A 14,255-nucleotide genomic window follows, 5' to 3' on the forward strand; every position below is an offset into this window, starting at 1 on the left:
AAAGCTTCGCTGGACTGCGGACGGCAGAGTGACTATATATCTTCCATGAACGTGGAAGGATTATTGTCATGCCAGGGTTTAGTACCGAAGTGCTCACCGCCAATGAGGCGGCGGCGGTAACGCAGGTGCCGCTTAAGCAGGTGCATCGCATCATCGATGCCGGATTGCTACGCGGCCGTGTCGAGACACGCCGCGGCAGCCGCGTCATCATCGGAGCGGGTCTCGTCGGCCTACGCCTCGCCTGGCTGACGGCGGAGACGCTGACGCCTGCCGCGCGGCGGCGGATCGTTGAGCACGCCATTGCCGATGATGCTGCGCCCGTAGTCGCGGACGATCCGCTTAAGGTCGACCTGAAGCCGATCACTGCCGGGGTAAGGACCGGCCTCAGCCGGCTGAGGAAAGCCAAGGCCATGGTGGCGCGCGATCCAGCGGTACTTAGCGGTCAGCCGGCCTTTGTGGGAACACGCGTGCTTGTTCATGACGTTGCCGACATGCTCGCCAATGGCGATACTCCCGAGACGATCCGTGCCGCCTATCCGCAACTGACTCTCGACCGGATCAGGCTCGCGGCCGACTATGCGCTCGCCTATCCGCGGCGTGGCCGTCCGCCGGTCAAGCCGGCGTGGCGCAGCACGGCGGCGAAGTCGACACGCACAATCCGTCTCGACGATCTGCCGGCCGTTTCGTGAAATTCCTGAACGACGAATGCCTGAGCCCAGAGCTTGCGAAACTGGCGCGCGAACGGGGTTTTCCAGAGTCGAGCCATGTGCGCTGGCTGGGCCTCGCCGGCGCCAAGGACCATATGGTGACCCGGCGCGCGGTCGATGACGGCTATGTGCTCGTCACGCACAACACGACCGACTTTCGCGGCCCCTATCGCCGCGAGGAGCTGCATGTCGGGCTGGTCGCCTTCAACACCGCCCCTGGCCTGATGAGCCTCGATCTCCAGCACAGGCTCTTTCATCTCGCCCTTTCGGAGCTCGGTGGGGAGGAGGCATGGAACAAGTGCTGGAGATTACGGTGGATGTCGCGCGTACCATCACCATCGAACGGTTCAACCTCCCCGACTGACGGACCTCCGCGTTCGTTTCCTGCAATCGGGCTGCCAGAAGCCGCCGCTCGCACAACGAAAAAGCCCGCCGCGGGAGGAGGTGCGGCGGGCTTGATTTGGACGACAGCATTCGGGAGGAATAAATGCCGTCCCTGATCGCCAAGGTCGGGAGGAGGTGACCCGGACGAAACTCGATACCGACAGGCTACTCCCTTCCGCGCAGCCGAGAAGCATTAATTGTGCATAGCAGCATTGCCGTTTTGTGCGGCGCACATCCGGGCCGGAGAGATGGGTTTTCCCGGGTACCAGCGCAGGCCGTATGCTGCGCGCCGCAGCGATGCACATGTTGGAACACTGGCAGCATCAGCAGCCCAGTGACGTTCATACGCCTCGGCGCGCAGCATTGCGGTATCATGCTGCCAGATCGAGCAGCTTCTTGGCCTTGCCCTCCAACTCCAGGCGAACGTCCTGATGCGGCTTGTCGCGCGCCACCCGCGTAATGCCCTGCACGAAGTCGAAAATCGAGGCGGGCGGGTGCCCTTCCTCCGAAAGCACGGCATCGATGATCCTCGTGGTCTCCGCCTTGGAGAAGCCGCGCTTGCGCAGGAAGCTCTGGCGATCTTCATCGTCGCGAGCGACGATCCGCTCCCGCGAAGCCTTGATGCCATTGACGAACGGCATGGGCGAAGACTCCGCGAACTGGATCAGCGCTGGTTCGGCTTCCATGGCAAAACGCGAGGCGGCATATTTGGAATGCCGGATGGTGATTTCCTCGAAATTTTCCACGCCCCACAGACAACGATTCTGGCAAACTGCACGTAGATAGAAGCTGGCGATTCCGAGCGTTCGGGCGCCGACTTCGGAGTTCCAGCAATAAACCCCCCTGAAAAAGACGTCGGGCGAGCCATCGGGCAGCTTGCCGGCTTCGATCGGATTCAGGTCGTCGACGAGGAAGACAAAGACATCACGGTCGGACGCATAGAGCGTTGTCGTGTCGTTGGAGATGTCGACGTTCGGATTGTAGATTCCCGTTGACCAGTCGAGCACGCCAGGCACTTTCCAGCGCGTGTCGCCGCTACCGTTGCCGGCGATCTTCTGCACGGCATCGACCAGTTCTGAGTCAAATATTCTGCCGTAGTCGGGGCCTGTTACCGCCCGCAACTCGAGGCGTCCGTTCTCGATTTCCAAGCTCTTCATCTGCTCGGCGCGATGATTAAGAAGACCGTGCTGAAGGTTGATCGCCGCAAGCGGGGCCGGAAGCTGGCGCAGATAGGCGGCTGGCGCGCCGACCAGGCTGGCGAGTTGGCCAAAGCTCCAATGCGTTGGGGCCACAGAGGCATGCGCATCGGGCAGCATCAGCCTCAGGCGCTCCGGGTCGTCGCGGCTGGCCTCGACGCGGATCAGCTCACTTTCAACGATGCGGGTCTTGCTGCGTTCGGACCGCCGCTTCACCGAATTATGGAGATCGGTGAGAGAAAGGTAGCGCTCGTCCGCCGGCCGGTTGAACCACTCGGAAGAAACGCGACCGACACGTTGGCCACGGCTGACATCCACCTTGTAACCGCCCCGTGGATTCACCGCAGGAGCGAGAACTTGCAACTGGCTCATGGAACTTTCTCCGCGACGGGCGCCGGAAGCCTCTCTTCCAGCCCTCGACCCGTCACGCGGGCCATCCACCCTCTCCCTCTGCCGTCCGGCAAACGGACAAACGCCGCGGCCCCACCTCCGCAAGGAATACACGTCAGAGAATCGATTTGACCGCGTGCTTCAAAGCCGGGACGCCGGAAGCGATGGTCCTGCTGTTGGCGGAACCGCACGCGGCAATCGCTACAAGGTCGTCGCCGGAGCGGATCGGCCATGTCGACCAGTGTCACGCGACTGCCGAAACAACAGAAATGCAACAGGTTCGTTGCTATCGGAAGCGGTCGTCATTATGAAACGACTGTTCGACGCCAATCGTTTGATCCGCCAGGAGTATTTCGTGACCGAAGAAACCGAGAGCAATACGGACAAGCTCATCGAACTCACGGCTGATGTAGTCTCAGCCTATGTTTCACACAATCCGGTGCCGGTCGGTGAACTACCCGCCCTCATCGGACAGGTCCATGCCGCCCTGAAGGGCACGACCGGCGGTGTGGTGTCGGAAAGACCTGAAGTTCTCAAGCCTGCCGTGCCGATCAACAAGTCAGTGACGCCCAACTACATCATCAGCCTGGAGGACGGGAAGAAGTTCAAGTCGCTGAAGCGGCACTTGTCGACCCATTATGGCCTGACTCCGGATGAGTATCGCGCCAGATGGGGCCTGCCGGCGGATTATCCCATGGTTGCGCCGAACTATGCCGCAGCGCGCTCAGCCCTCGCTAAAACCATGGGCCTCGGCCGCAAGCCGAAGGAGCCCGAAGAGCCGGCGCCCGCGAAACGTCCCCGCAAGAAGGCCACAGCCTGATTGTAGCCTGATGGGTCGGTTGGGCGCGTTCCCGCCTGGCAGCTTTGGGGCCGGCAGCGGTCGGTCTGCTTTCAGCATGAAATCGAATTAAACAGCCGTACGGCCAACGACCTTACCCAGTCATTCGAGACGACCGTTATCGCTCCCGTGGTCGGGTGATCCGCCCTCGTCGGGACGCGAGTTTCTGCTTAGTGTTCCCTTGGAAACGGCTTGCCTAGACGACCGGCAGATTCCAGCGGCTGAGTATGTCGTTCAGCGCTTCGATGCACTCTTTGGGTAGCTTTTCGAGATCATGAGCAAGCACAGAATCCGTGAAGTCCAAAAACCCGTGGACTTCTCTGATTTTCTTGTCTTTGCGCCCTTGCTCGAGCTTGCTCCGCAACTGCCGGAGCCTTTTGTCGATGAAGCTAAGACCCTCTCGAGCGTCCTTGTCGTCGAGGTCTCGCCAACCCCCGACGGATTTGCGAATTACGTGGCGGCTCTCGCGATCAAGAAGTTCACCGGTGCGGACGGCGCGTTGCGTGTCAGATAGAGCCTGAAGAAACTCTGCAGGGCTCTCGCAATGCAATGGCACCTCGAACGCCGGCCTTGAGAAGGCCAAGCTATCGTGCGAAGGATCAACTCATCGAGGTCAGCTGTGCCGCGAACCTGGATCACATCGTTGTAGTACCAGCGTTGCAATTCGGGAAAGCTGTTTAAATACGCGATGCACTCGTCCCATGACCAGACAATGGCCCGACGATCGAGGTTCGCATTCGCCCATTCGTCATTGAGCTGGTTGACCCAGCCTTGCACTCCCGTGTCCCGCCGCGCGGTGGTGACGAGGATCCAGATTGACAGACTCGGTTGGAACGCAAGTGCCTCCTTCGCAGCGGAGCGGAGAAATTTCCGAGTAATGGGCCCGCCGGGGTAAGGAATCCCATCTTTATCCAAGTCAGAGAGGCGCTTGCACTGAACGCCAATCCAGCCGTACCTCTTCGACCGACCAAACACATCGACGCCATTCTGCGCCTGTCCGGGCGGCCGTACTGCTGCGCATCGGGAATGCTATAGGCCTCACTCAACATGCCGAGCGCGAGATCTTCAAACTGCTGCCAGTAAAGAGGCGGCTGAAAGAATTGTGAAACTGTCGGCACCTTAACCTATCCCCGCCTATGCGAACCCTGCACCCTGTCCCTTTGCTATCTACTATTGAAGGTGGTTACAACACGGAGGGCTCGGTTCAGCGCTACTGGATCGAATAGCGAGCGGCGTTGAACTGCTTGATAGAGCGGTCCGTAGCCGCTCCCTCTGTAGCCAGCTCAAGTCGTTTCCGGATCTCTCCCCGTATTGCGGAGCCTGATCCGTCTCAGCCGGCGGATATGTTTGTGCGCTGGGCAACAGAGGTAAGTTCCTACCTGCCTCGCCTGACGGGGAGACCACAACATGCGGCGAGATAGAGCTTTCCGGCGTCGCGGAAAAAAGCCCGCCGGTTTTGAGCCTGCGGGCAAGTTCTGGAGTAGCTGAGTTCAACCCAGCATCAGTCAACGACCGGCGGAAGGGTTGGTTGCAGTGGATGCCAGCTAGCCGCAGCATGCTGTGAATCGTAGCAAAGTGAAAAACAAAACTCTGGACTTCCAGGTCGGACTCGCCCCAATATTTGTTTGGGGGAATTCACATGAAAATTGGAGCACTCATCGCAAGTGCAGCCCTGTGCGTCAGCGGCTGCTCTACGAGCACTGTCGTGTCGGACAGCGATCTCACGGCAATGAATACCGTTGCGCTATGTCACGTTCTCGCCAGCAACACGGACGAACAGTATCGTAGTCGGGTAGCGTCCCTTCTAGTGCGCAGGGGCGCAACAGCAGAGAAGTGCACCAGGCTTGTGCAAACCGACAATGCTGTCGCGACGGGCATAGCGGTCGCGGCTGTCGGCGGCGCAGCTGTGGGTGTCGCTGCCAACAACGGCTATGGAGGCGGAACATATTACCGGCCACCGCCACCACAAACCTATGGCGTCGCGTGGGACCAATTCTATGGCCAGAACTACAGCGTTATCTGGCGCTGCCGCGACCGGTCCACCGGGCGGTTCGTTGACGACTACTATTGCGCCGGCCTGCCCATGGTTGACAGCGCATGGCCGGGCTGGTCGGCGTAGCGGATGAGCAGGCCATACCGCAAATATCGATCCAATCGGTGGCAGAGACCCACCGGTGCCAAGCTGTGGCGGCGCCAACTTGCGAGCGTGCCGGCAATGCTCGGTCTTACGGCAGCGGCGGCAGTGGCCGCCTTCCTGGCGCCGTCGAGCGCGCAACGTAGCAACGATGCATCAAAGGCCAGCCCACGAAGGGTGGCGCCCGCTTCGCTTACCGGTGTCGCTTCCGTCATTGACGGCGATACGATCGAAATCCACGGCCAGCGCGTCCGCTTCAACGGCATCGACGCGCCAGAGAGCCGGCAGCTGTGCCGCGATGCGAATGGCGCCGAGTATCCTTGCGGCCGGCGATCGGCCGAAGCGCTGGACACTTTCCTAGCCGCGTCGAGGCCGCTCGAATGCACATTCGTGACGTGGGACCGCTACCACCGCTTTGTCGGCGATTGTCGGCGCGCCGACGGCGCGGGCGTGGCCGCCTGGATGGTCGAGCACGGCCAGGCGCTGGATTGGCCTCACTACAGCCAGGGCGCTTATGCGGGGCAGCAGGCGCAAGCCCAAGCCTCAAAGATCGGCCTGTGGGCCGGGACGTTTCAGGCACCCTGGGAATGGCGCGCTGCGCACGCCGACGGCGCGGCGCCGTCGAGTCGCCCGCTGGGCATCATCAGCCGTAAGCTGGTCGCGCAGAGCGGCTATTCTTGCGAGCCGCGGAGAACGTGCAAGCAGATCGGTTCCTGCGACGACGCCAACTGGTACCTGCAAAACTGCTCATGGGGCGGAAAACTCGATCGCGACAAGGATGGGATCCCCTGCGAAACACTCTGCTAGTAGCTGAAATGTAACGGAGTAAGCGCGCTACGGCCTGTTCGGCTTTCCGCTTACACCGATCCAACGAAGACCATGCATGGGCGGCGCGGTCTGCTAGCCCCATTTTTTGACGAGGTATTCTATATCTGAAGGGCAGAAAAAGTTGTTGCGACAATAGAGAGAAGACGCCTTAACTAAGACTTTCAAAATCGTTAACATAGTTATTTTTCAGTGTATGCTGACAGGCGATCAAGGCGTGATGTTGCCCTGTCGGGGGGGCGAGTAAAATGCAGACTGTGATGAGTCAAAAGCTGGCAAGCTATGGCCAGTGGACCTACCGTGGTGCCTGGGCCCTAGAGATTGCGGCCGCAGCGATTGGTCTTACGACAGGTGTAGCATTAGGCGTACAAGCGTTTTCTGCAAGCGAGTCTGTCACTGCAATGGACTTGACGCTCGCCAGTGCACCCTTTCTCATGGTGGCAATCGCGGAGCTCACCAAGATTCCGATAGCTACACTGCTTTTCAGCGCGTCTTGGCTCTGGAAGCCCATAATCTTGGTCTTCCTCCTGATTCTTGCAGGCATCACTTTCGAAACTGTCTTTATGGGGATGGAGAGGGCAGGCGCATTGCGTCAGCTGCGTTATGAGGAGCTCGTAAACAAGATTGATGCCCTTGAGCAGGAAGCGACAAAGCTCGCCTCTGCTGACGAACTTGGTCGAAGAGCCGATCAGGTCGATCAAGCCCGTTCCGAAATTGAGCAGCTGACCTCTCTTGCGGAAAAATCGCGTGCGACCTTTCAGTCGCAAATTGCCGAGGCCAATGCGGAATTGGAGGGAACGACAGCCCTTACTCCAGAGGCCTCGCGTGTTCGCGATCAAGTGGATGAGAAAAACGCGGTTCGATCGGCGCTGATTCAACAGCGTGATCGCGAAGTTAAAGACGCTGTCGATCAGTTTGAGCGCCAACGCGACAGCTTTGTTGAACGTATCAAGATGGCGCGCGATTCAGGCGACAGCGACTCGGCACGCAGGCTAGAATCGGAAGTGGCTAAACTTGCCAACCCCCGCACGAAAATTATCACCAAGTTGGACACTCGGATTGAGCCGCTCGATCAAGAGATTGCTGCGCTGCGCGAAAATTTCGATAGTTTGCGGGCAAATAGCCCTCCTATGACTACTGACCAGAGGCAGAAGCTTGTCGATAGGCGTTCGTCTCTGGAGCAAACGCGCGATAGTGATGCCGCGGCTTGGCAGCGTCGATTGGATGAAGCGGGCAAACGGCTCGCAGATGCCCAGGCGGCAGAAGCCAACAAGGCAAACACCTCGGCGCAAAACCAGGTCAGACAGGACCAGATTGCCAAAGCCCTCAGCGCCTTGGCCAAGGAGCGGATCCCAATGGCGCGAACAGATCAGGTCCGCCGTATTGCCTCCCGCTGGTACGGCAGCAAACCTGAACTGGTGACTGAGGCACAGGCCGGAATAATCTCTGTGATTTGGTTCGGCTCGCTCGCGCTCATCGCCGCGCTCGCGGGACCAATTACGGCAATGGTCGCTCTAGCGCTCCAGCGCATTGCCGCCCGAGAAGAGGACAATTCAGAGAGCAAGACTTCCAGGCTGCTCCGCAGAATGCTTCTGAGTTGGCGTTGGCGCCGAATTCGAACGATTAAGGTACCAGTTGAAGTTATGGTCGAGAAAGAGGTTGAGAAGCGGGTTGAGGTGCCTGTGGAAAAGGTGGTCAAAGAGATCCTCTATGTTCCGCTCTTCACCGATGATCCCGAAGTCCTTCGCAAGGCCCTCGACCAGGATTTGCCGCCTGAGGTTTCAGACCTCGTGACGGTATCAATGAAGGGTCGCAAAAGTGCTCGTCCGGCATAACACCACCCTGCTTGAGCAAGCCGTCGATCTCGCCGTCAAAAGGTCAGCGATTCCAACCTTGCAGGCTCAAGCCGCGGCCCAAGAGAAGACAGCCCGAGCGACCGCCTTTCGCCGAATGGCGACTGGCGGAGCCATTGCAGTGGCGGCGGTCGGGATTGGGCTAGGCATCAATCTTGGTCTATGGGACAAAACCTTGCCGGAGCCGGCGGCTTTGCCGACCATAGAGCAGCCAAGCGATCTCACCTCTTCAAAAGACGAGCCGCCTATTCCTGTTCCAACTCCAAAGCCAACTCAGGAGCAGGCGCCCCAGGCTGACGCCCGTACCAAGCCTGACGTGGTGACCGTCGACTTCAACAAGTTCGCCACCAAGAACGTCGAGTTCCAAGGCACCACTTGGGAGTTAATCACAGGTCACCACTTCAAGGATGAGAACGACGAAAACTGGGACCGAGCGTGGTGTTACTCTCGGCGGAGTGTGAACGGCGTAGACGTAAATGTATCATTGGCAGCTCGTTCTGCCCCGACAGCGCCACCAGCCGGGCCTGGCGCTGCTGCTCAGACGCTTCAGTTGGTCGGCCTTAATGATTCATCCGCCGTCGATCTTGCAACAAGATGCGCGTGGCTGGATGGTCGCACATTTGCGTCTTCAGACATCATTCCTGACCCGTCACGAGAGCAGGCCGCAACTGTCCCCGCAGAAACTCCTGCGACAGAGGTCGATCCAGATAGTGGATTTGTTGTCGTGTCCGGGTGGGACGCGATCGGAAACGACCTGCCGGATATGCCAATTAGGAACGTGAGTTCTGAGCAGTGTCAAACCGCCTGCGATACCGACTTCAGGTGTCTAGCGATTACTTATAACACAAAATTTCGAGCTTGTTTCATGAAAGGGGACGCATCGCTACTGGTCAAAAGCGAAGAGTCGATCATGGCCGCAAAGAAAGTGGTCGAGAGCAATTTGCGCTACTCGAATTTGGTGTTCGCCACAAAAACGGAAATTTCTGGCAATGCCTATTGGACCTCTCCGCTCCGATATCCCGACTGCATACTGCAATGTGCAAACGACAAATCCTGCTTAGGGTTCAATTTCCGCAAAAAAGAAAGTGCGTGTGTCCTTTTTAACAGCATAACCCAATCCGCTGATAACGCAGCGGTCGCATCTGGCATCAAGAGCGTCGCCAACTAAAGTTGAAGCAAAGCATCTATCCTCAAGGAGCGATTGAAGCCAAGCCACTTATCAAAGAAAGTGGCTAGCAAAATTCCACGATAACCTTTGGGTTAGCGGTAGGAATGTTCGAATGTTCTTCGACGAAGCTCTAACAGAACGCAAAGTGGGGCCAACTGAGGCATCTCAGAGAAAGAATTGTCGTCGGCGCATTGCGGGCACCGTCTGACTGAATGTCAAAAGGGGGCCGACAGCGGAATGGCGGCTTTTGGCGTCCGAAGAACGATAGCGGACGTTCAGCGGGTGGGTCCGGCCGCAGCAAACTTGAACTGGCCATTCGCAACCCCGTAAACAGTCTCCCGACAGCGAGGCGCTGGCGGGACGTTCGGCGTAGCAAGTTTTGCGCTCGCTACCTACGCAAATTGGGCGTATCGTGGCATATCGTCTGTTGCTAATAAATGAGCCGGCGACTGAGAGCGCAAGACTCTCGCATCGGACTAGGCGCGCTAGGTTCCACAACTACTCGTCGCGCTCACCAGACCATCTGCCTCTGCTGAAACCTCTTTTCCTCGGTTCCGGCCAGTATTGCTTTTGCCAATCGGAAGAGGAGCGTTCTGATGCAGATCATCCAAACCCGCCGCCGGTTCCTAGCCGGCGCTGCAATGGCAGGCGCTGCCGGTATCGTCGGTGTTCCAGGGTCACTCCACGCGGAACCGCCGTTGGAAACGACCACGGTTCGTCTGCCGCTGTGGGTCGGTAGTTCCTACTGTTGGGCAGGTGCGTACATCGCCGGAGAACTGATGCGCGCCGAGGGTCTTACCGATGTCCGCTACATAGAAGGCGACAGAAGCGTCAACCAATCGGAATGGATCGCACGCGGTGAGACCGATTTCTCCGTGAACTTTGCGCCGAACCAGGTCGCGTCGATCGCCGCCGGCGTGCCGATCAAGGTGCTGACCGGGTTGCACTCGGGATGCCTCGAACTGATCGCCAAGGAGAGCATTCGCAGCGTCACGGATCTGCGGGGCAAGAGAGTGGGCGTGAACGGTTTCAACAACTCGCGGCACGTGTGGCTGTCCCTCATGTCCGCCTATGTCGGACTCGATCCAGTGAACGATATCCAATGGGTCTTGACTAACGACGTCAAGCCGACGGAACTCTTCGTCGAAGGGAAGATCGACGCATTCCTCGGGACGCCGCCCCAGCCGCAGGAGCTGCGCGCCAAGAAGATCGGCCACACGATCCTCAACAATGCCGTCGACCGCCCGTGGTCGCAGTATTTCTGCTGCATGATTTCGGCCACGACGGACTATGTGACAAGATACCCGGTGGCGACCAAGCGGGTCTTGCGATCCATCCTCAAGGCCGCCGACCTCTGCGTGTCGGATCCCGAAAGTGTGGCCCAGCAGATGGTCGATCGCGATTTCGAGACCAGCTATGACTACGCGCTCCAAACTCTGAAGGACATTCGGTACGACCGCTGGCGGGAATTCGATCCCGAAGACTCCTTGCGGTTCTACGCACTGCGCATGCAGGAGACGGGCATGATCAAGTCGAGCCCGCAACAAATTATCGCCAACGGAACGGACTGGCGCTTCCTCGACGAGTTGAAGCGGGAGCTGAAAACCTGATCCCACCTGTTTCGAGGGGAGACGTAGACATGCAAATTATCCAGAGCCGCAGGCGCTTCCTGGCCGGCCTGACGGCTGCCGGCACCGCAAGCCTCGTCGGCGCTCCAACTCGAGTTCTTGCCGAGCCAGAGCCGGAGACCACACGCATTCGCTTGGCCAAGATCCCTAGCATCTGCGTGGCGCCACAGTATGTTGTAGAGGACCTGCTGCGCGCTGAGGGCTTCACCGAGGTTGCCTATGTCGCGGCAGGCCCCGGTGCGGCCACGGCCTCCGCGGTGGCGAATGGCGAGATCGACTTTAGCCTCAACTTCGTGACAAATTCGATCGTCGCCTTGGACTCCGGTGCGCGGCTCACTCTGCTCGGCGGCGTCCATCCCGGTTGCTTCGAGCTGTTTGCCAAGCACGGGATCGACAGCGTCGTCGATCTGAAAGGCCGGAACGTCGGCGTCCAGGGGCTCGGTTCGGGGCCGCATCTGTTCCTCGCCAGTATCGCCGCCTATGTCGGGCTCGATCCGGCGCGCGACATCAACTGGGTGGTGGACCCGGCGGTCAAGCCCAAGGAGCTGTTCGCGCGGGGCGAAATCGATGCATTCCTGGGCTTTCCGCCGGACCCGCAGGAATTGCGGCGCAGCAAGGTCGGGCACGTGATCGTCAACAGCACAGTGGACCGACCTTGGTCGCAATATTTTTGCTGCATGCTGTCCGGCAACAGCGATTTTGTGGCCGCGCATCCGGTTGCTACCAAGCGGGTGCTGCGCGCCATCCTCAAGGCCGCGGATCTATGCACCGCCGCGCCGGCCTTGGTTGCCGAGCGCATGGTCGCGGGCGGATTCGCCAGCCGCTACGATGACGCGTTCGCAGCGATCAGCGAGTTGCCCTACCGGAAATGGCGGGACTACGATTCAACTGACACCGTCCGCTTCTATGCGCTGCGGCTGAAGGAAATCGGTTTGATCGGGTCCACACCCGACAGGATCATCGCCAACGGAACAGACTGGCGCTTCCTCAACGAGCTAAAGCGAGAGCTGAAGACGTAGACCTATCGCCGATACGCGTTGCCTTTTCAAGGGAAGGAGAGACTCGTGCAGATTGTCCAGAACCGTCGCCGTTTCCTTACAGGCCTGTCCGCGCTCGCAGCCGCGGGTCTTGCAAAGGGCCGCAACGCGGCCGCCGCCGAAGCGGCACCTGAAACCACGACCGCCCGCTTTGCGGCGGCGCCTGGTATCTGCATCGCTCCGCAGTACGTCGCCGAGGATCTGATCCGCGCAGAGGGGTTCTCAGATTTCGGCTTCGTGGCCGCCGAGGCCGGTATCGCCCAGACCGAGATGCTGGCGCGCGGGGACATCGACTTCGGCATTGACTTTGCCACGGCCCTAATCATTCCGGTCGACACTGGCGCACCGATCAAGGTGATCTCCGGAGTGCATGTCGGCTGCTACGAGTTGTTCGGACGCGAGGACATCAAGAGCATCGCGGATCTCAAGGGCCGCAAGGTCGGCGTCGGCGGCAATCTATCGTCGGATCCACATATCTTCGTCAGCGCCATGGCGACCTATGTCGGCCTCGATCCGCAACGCGACATCGAATGGATCGTCGGCGAGGCAAAGCCGGCGGAGCTCTTCGCCGATCGCAAGGTCGACGCCTTCCTGGCTTTTCCGCCTGAGGCTCAAGACCTCCGCACCCGCAAAGTCGGCCACGTCATCCTCGACAGTTCCAAGGACCGACCGTGGTCGCAATATTACTGCTGCATGCTGGCGGTCAACGCCGCGTATGCCGAGAAAAATCCAGCCGCCACCAAGCGGGTCATCCGGGCGATCATCAAATCGGCCGACATCTGCGCGGCTGAACCGGAACGGGTGGCACGCCTTCTGGTGGATCGCGGACACACCGAACAATACGACTACGCTTTGCAGGCGCTCCGCGAGCTCCCATACTCTAATTGGCGCGACTTCGATCCCGAGGACACGATGAGGTTCTTCTCGCTGCGGCTGCATGAAGCCGGGATTGTCAAGTCGAGCCCAAACGAGATCATCGCTAACGGCACGGATTGGCGCTTTTTCAACGAGGTCAAGCGCGAGATGAAAGGCTGAGTCTGCTCGTGCCGAGGGAGAGGAGACGTGACATGGAGATTGTCCAGAGCCGCCGCCACTTCATGATGGGCCTGTCGGCGGTCGGCGCCGCGGGTCTCGTCAACGTGCCGAAATCGGCTCATGCCGAGCCGGCGCCAGAGACCACGACAGTGCGTTTGCCAAGGACGTTCCGCGCCCTTTGCGAAGCACCCAAGAATATCGCCGGGGAGTTATTGCGGGCCGAAGGGTTCACCGATGTACGCTACATAGACTTGGCCGCCGACTCCGATCCGTTCGCGATGCTCGCAAACGGCGAACTGGATTTCGCCACCGACTTTCCGCCACCGCACATCATGGCGATCGAGGCCGGCATGCCGATAAAGGTGGTCACCGGCCTGCACTCCGGCTGCCTCGAACTGATCGTCAACGAAAGCATTAACAGCATCTCCGACCTCAAGGGCAAGAGGGTGGGCGTGTTCGCGCTGACCTCAGCTCCGCACATGCTCGTAACCCTCATGGCCGCCTATGTCGGTCTCGATCCCGCCACCGATCTCAAGTGGGTCGCGAACCCGGACGTCAGCTCGATGCAACTATTTAACGAAGGAAAGGTCGATGCCTTTCTGGCGGTGCCACCCGAGCCGCAGGAGCAGCGCGCCCGGAACGTCGGCCACACAATCCTTAATACGACCGTCGACCGGCCATGGTCGCAACACTACTGCTGCATGCTTGCCGGCCGCGCGGACTATGTCGACAGACACCCCGTGGCGACCAAACGCGTGCTGCGAGCGATCCTCAAGGGCGCCGACATCTGCGTGTCGGATCCGCAACTGGCTGCGCAACTATCGGTCGAGGGCAAGTTCACCGATCAATACGACTATGCATTGGAGGGCTTGCGCGAAGCGCGCTACGACGTGTGGCGGGAGTTCGATCCCGAAGACACAATGCGCTTCTACGCGCTGCGGATGAACGAAGTCGGCTTCATCGAGGCCGGCCCTAACAAGATTATCGCCAACGGCACGGATTGGCGTCTCTTCAACGAGATCAAGCGCGAGATGAAAACGTGAGCGAGTGGCCGGCGCGG

At 59.5% G+C, this 14,255-nt stretch carries 13 protein-coding genes; 12 read left to right on the forward strand and 1 reads right to left on the reverse strand.

All coding sequences use genetic code 11. The annotated features are described in order from the left end of the window. Window positions 1-68: 68 nt before the first annotated feature. Window positions 69-689 carry a DUF433 domain-containing protein gene (locus tag NKI95_RS18005; protein ID WP_352718567.1) on the forward strand — a complete coding sequence of 207 codons (621 nt, stop codon included), beginning with the start codon at window positions 69-71 and terminating at the stop codon, window positions 687-689. Beyond that, window positions 686-1,207, forward strand: coding sequence for a DUF5615 family PIN-like protein (locus NKI95_RS18010; RefSeq protein ID WP_352718570.1), 522 nt, complete (start codon window positions 686-688; stop codon window positions 1,205-1,207). Before NKI95_RS18005 ends, NKI95_RS18010 begins: the two co-directional genes overlap by 4 nt. Window positions 1,208-1,462: 255 nt before the next feature. Here NKI95_RS18010 and NKI95_RS18015 read toward each other — a convergent pair whose 3' ends face one another. Then, complete coding sequence (locus tag NKI95_RS18015) at window positions 1,463-2,659, reverse strand: DUF932 domain-containing protein (protein ID WP_352718573.1); 1,197 nt, start codon at window positions 2,657-2,659, stop codon at window positions 1,463-1,465. A gap of 373 nt (window positions 2,660-3,032) precedes the next feature. Here NKI95_RS18015 and NKI95_RS18020 point away from each other — a divergent pair, with 373 nt between their 5' ends. From NKI95_RS18020 to NKI95_RS18065, 10 genes are all read left to right on the forward strand, one after another. Beyond that, window positions 3,033-3,497 carry a Ros/MucR family transcriptional regulator gene (locus tag NKI95_RS18020; protein WP_352718755.1) on the forward strand — a complete coding sequence of 155 codons (465 nt, stop codon included), beginning with the start codon at window positions 3,033-3,035 and terminating at the stop codon, window positions 3,495-3,497. Between the two features lie 292 nt (window positions 3,498-3,789). Beyond that, on the forward strand, window positions 3,790-4,029 hold the full coding sequence (locus NKI95_RS18025; RefSeq protein ID WP_352718575.1) for a hypothetical protein: 240 nt from the start codon (window positions 3,790-3,792) through the stop codon (window positions 4,027-4,029). Between the two features lie 1,332 nt (window positions 4,030-5,361). Further along, window positions 5,362-5,634: a hypothetical protein gene (locus NKI95_RS18030; protein WP_023803258.1), complete on the forward strand. Its 273-nt coding sequence runs from the start codon at window positions 5,362-5,364 to the stop codon at window positions 5,632-5,634. 123 nt (window positions 5,635-5,757) lie between these two features. After that, window positions 5,758-6,456, forward strand: a complete 699-nt coding sequence (locus tag NKI95_RS18035; protein ID WP_352718578.1) for a thermonuclease family protein — start codon at window positions 5,758-5,760, stop codon at window positions 6,454-6,456. A gap of 266 nt (window positions 6,457-6,722) precedes the next feature. Beyond that, window positions 6,723-8,309 (forward strand): hypothetical protein, encoded by a 1,587-nt coding sequence (locus NKI95_RS18040; protein WP_352718581.1) that lies wholly within the window; start codon window positions 6,723-6,725, stop codon window positions 8,307-8,309. Continuing rightward, on the forward strand, window positions 8,293-9,495 hold the full coding sequence (locus tag NKI95_RS18045) for a PAN domain-containing protein (RefSeq protein ID WP_352718583.1): 1,203 nt from the start codon (window positions 8,293-8,295) through the stop codon (window positions 9,493-9,495). The genes NKI95_RS18040 and NKI95_RS18045 overlap by 17 nt, the downstream gene beginning before the upstream one ends. Before the next feature lie 596 nt (window positions 9,496-10,091). After that, window positions 10,092-11,105 carry an ABC transporter substrate-binding protein gene (locus NKI95_RS18050; RefSeq protein ID WP_352718585.1) on the forward strand — a complete coding sequence of 338 codons (1,014 nt, stop codon included), beginning with the start codon at window positions 10,092-10,094 and terminating at the stop codon, window positions 11,103-11,105. Between the two features lie 29 nt (window positions 11,106-11,134). Then, a complete protein-coding gene (locus NKI95_RS18055; protein WP_352718588.1) occupies window positions 11,135-12,142 on the forward strand; it encodes an ABC transporter substrate-binding protein in 1,008 nt (335 codons plus the stop codon). A 45-nt stretch (window positions 12,143-12,187) separates the two neighbouring features. Next, window positions 12,188-13,195, forward strand: coding sequence for an ABC transporter substrate-binding protein (locus NKI95_RS18060; RefSeq protein ID WP_352718589.1), 1,008 nt, complete (start codon window positions 12,188-12,190; stop codon window positions 13,193-13,195). A gap of 32 nt (window positions 13,196-13,227) precedes the next feature. Further along, window positions 13,228-14,238 carry an ABC transporter substrate-binding protein gene (locus NKI95_RS18065; RefSeq protein WP_352718592.1) on the forward strand — a complete coding sequence of 337 codons (1,011 nt, stop codon included), beginning with the start codon at window positions 13,228-13,230 and terminating at the stop codon, window positions 14,236-14,238. Window positions 14,239-14,255: the final 17 nt, after the last annotated feature.

It is taken from the genome of Mesorhizobium sp. M0306 (genome assembly GCF_040321655.1).
Classification (GTDB): domain Bacteria; phylum Pseudomonadota; class Alphaproteobacteria; order Rhizobiales; family Rhizobiaceae; genus Mesorhizobium.

What these genes read in the sequence shown, in the direction of transcription:
- NKI95_RS18040 (WP_352718581.1), top strand. Translation starts at nt 6,723, where the DNA reads ATGCAGACTGTGATGAGTCAAAAGCTGGCAAGCTATGGCCAGTGGACC.
- NKI95_RS18005 (WP_352718567.1), top strand. Translation starts at nt 69, where the DNA reads ATGCCAGGGTTTAGTACCGAAGTGCTCACCGCCAATGAGGCGGCGGCG.
- NKI95_RS18025 (WP_352718575.1), top strand. Translation starts at nt 3,790, where the DNA reads ATGAGCAAGCACAGAATCCGTGAAGTCCAAAAACCCGTGGACTTCTCT.
- NKI95_RS18065 (WP_352718592.1), top strand. Translation starts at nt 13,228, where the DNA reads ATGGAGATTGTCCAGAGCCGCCGCCACTTCATGATGGGCCTGTCGGCG.
- NKI95_RS18055 (WP_352718588.1), top strand. Translation starts at nt 11,135, where the DNA reads ATGCAAATTATCCAGAGCCGCAGGCGCTTCCTGGCCGGCCTGACGGCT.
- NKI95_RS18050 (WP_352718585.1), top strand. Translation starts at nt 10,092, where the DNA reads ATGCAGATCATCCAAACCCGCCGCCGGTTCCTAGCCGGCGCTGCAATG.
- NKI95_RS18015 (WP_352718573.1), bottom strand. Translation starts at nt 2,659, where the DNA reads ATGAGCCAGTTGCAAGTTCTCGCTCCTGCGGTGAATCCACGGGGCGGT.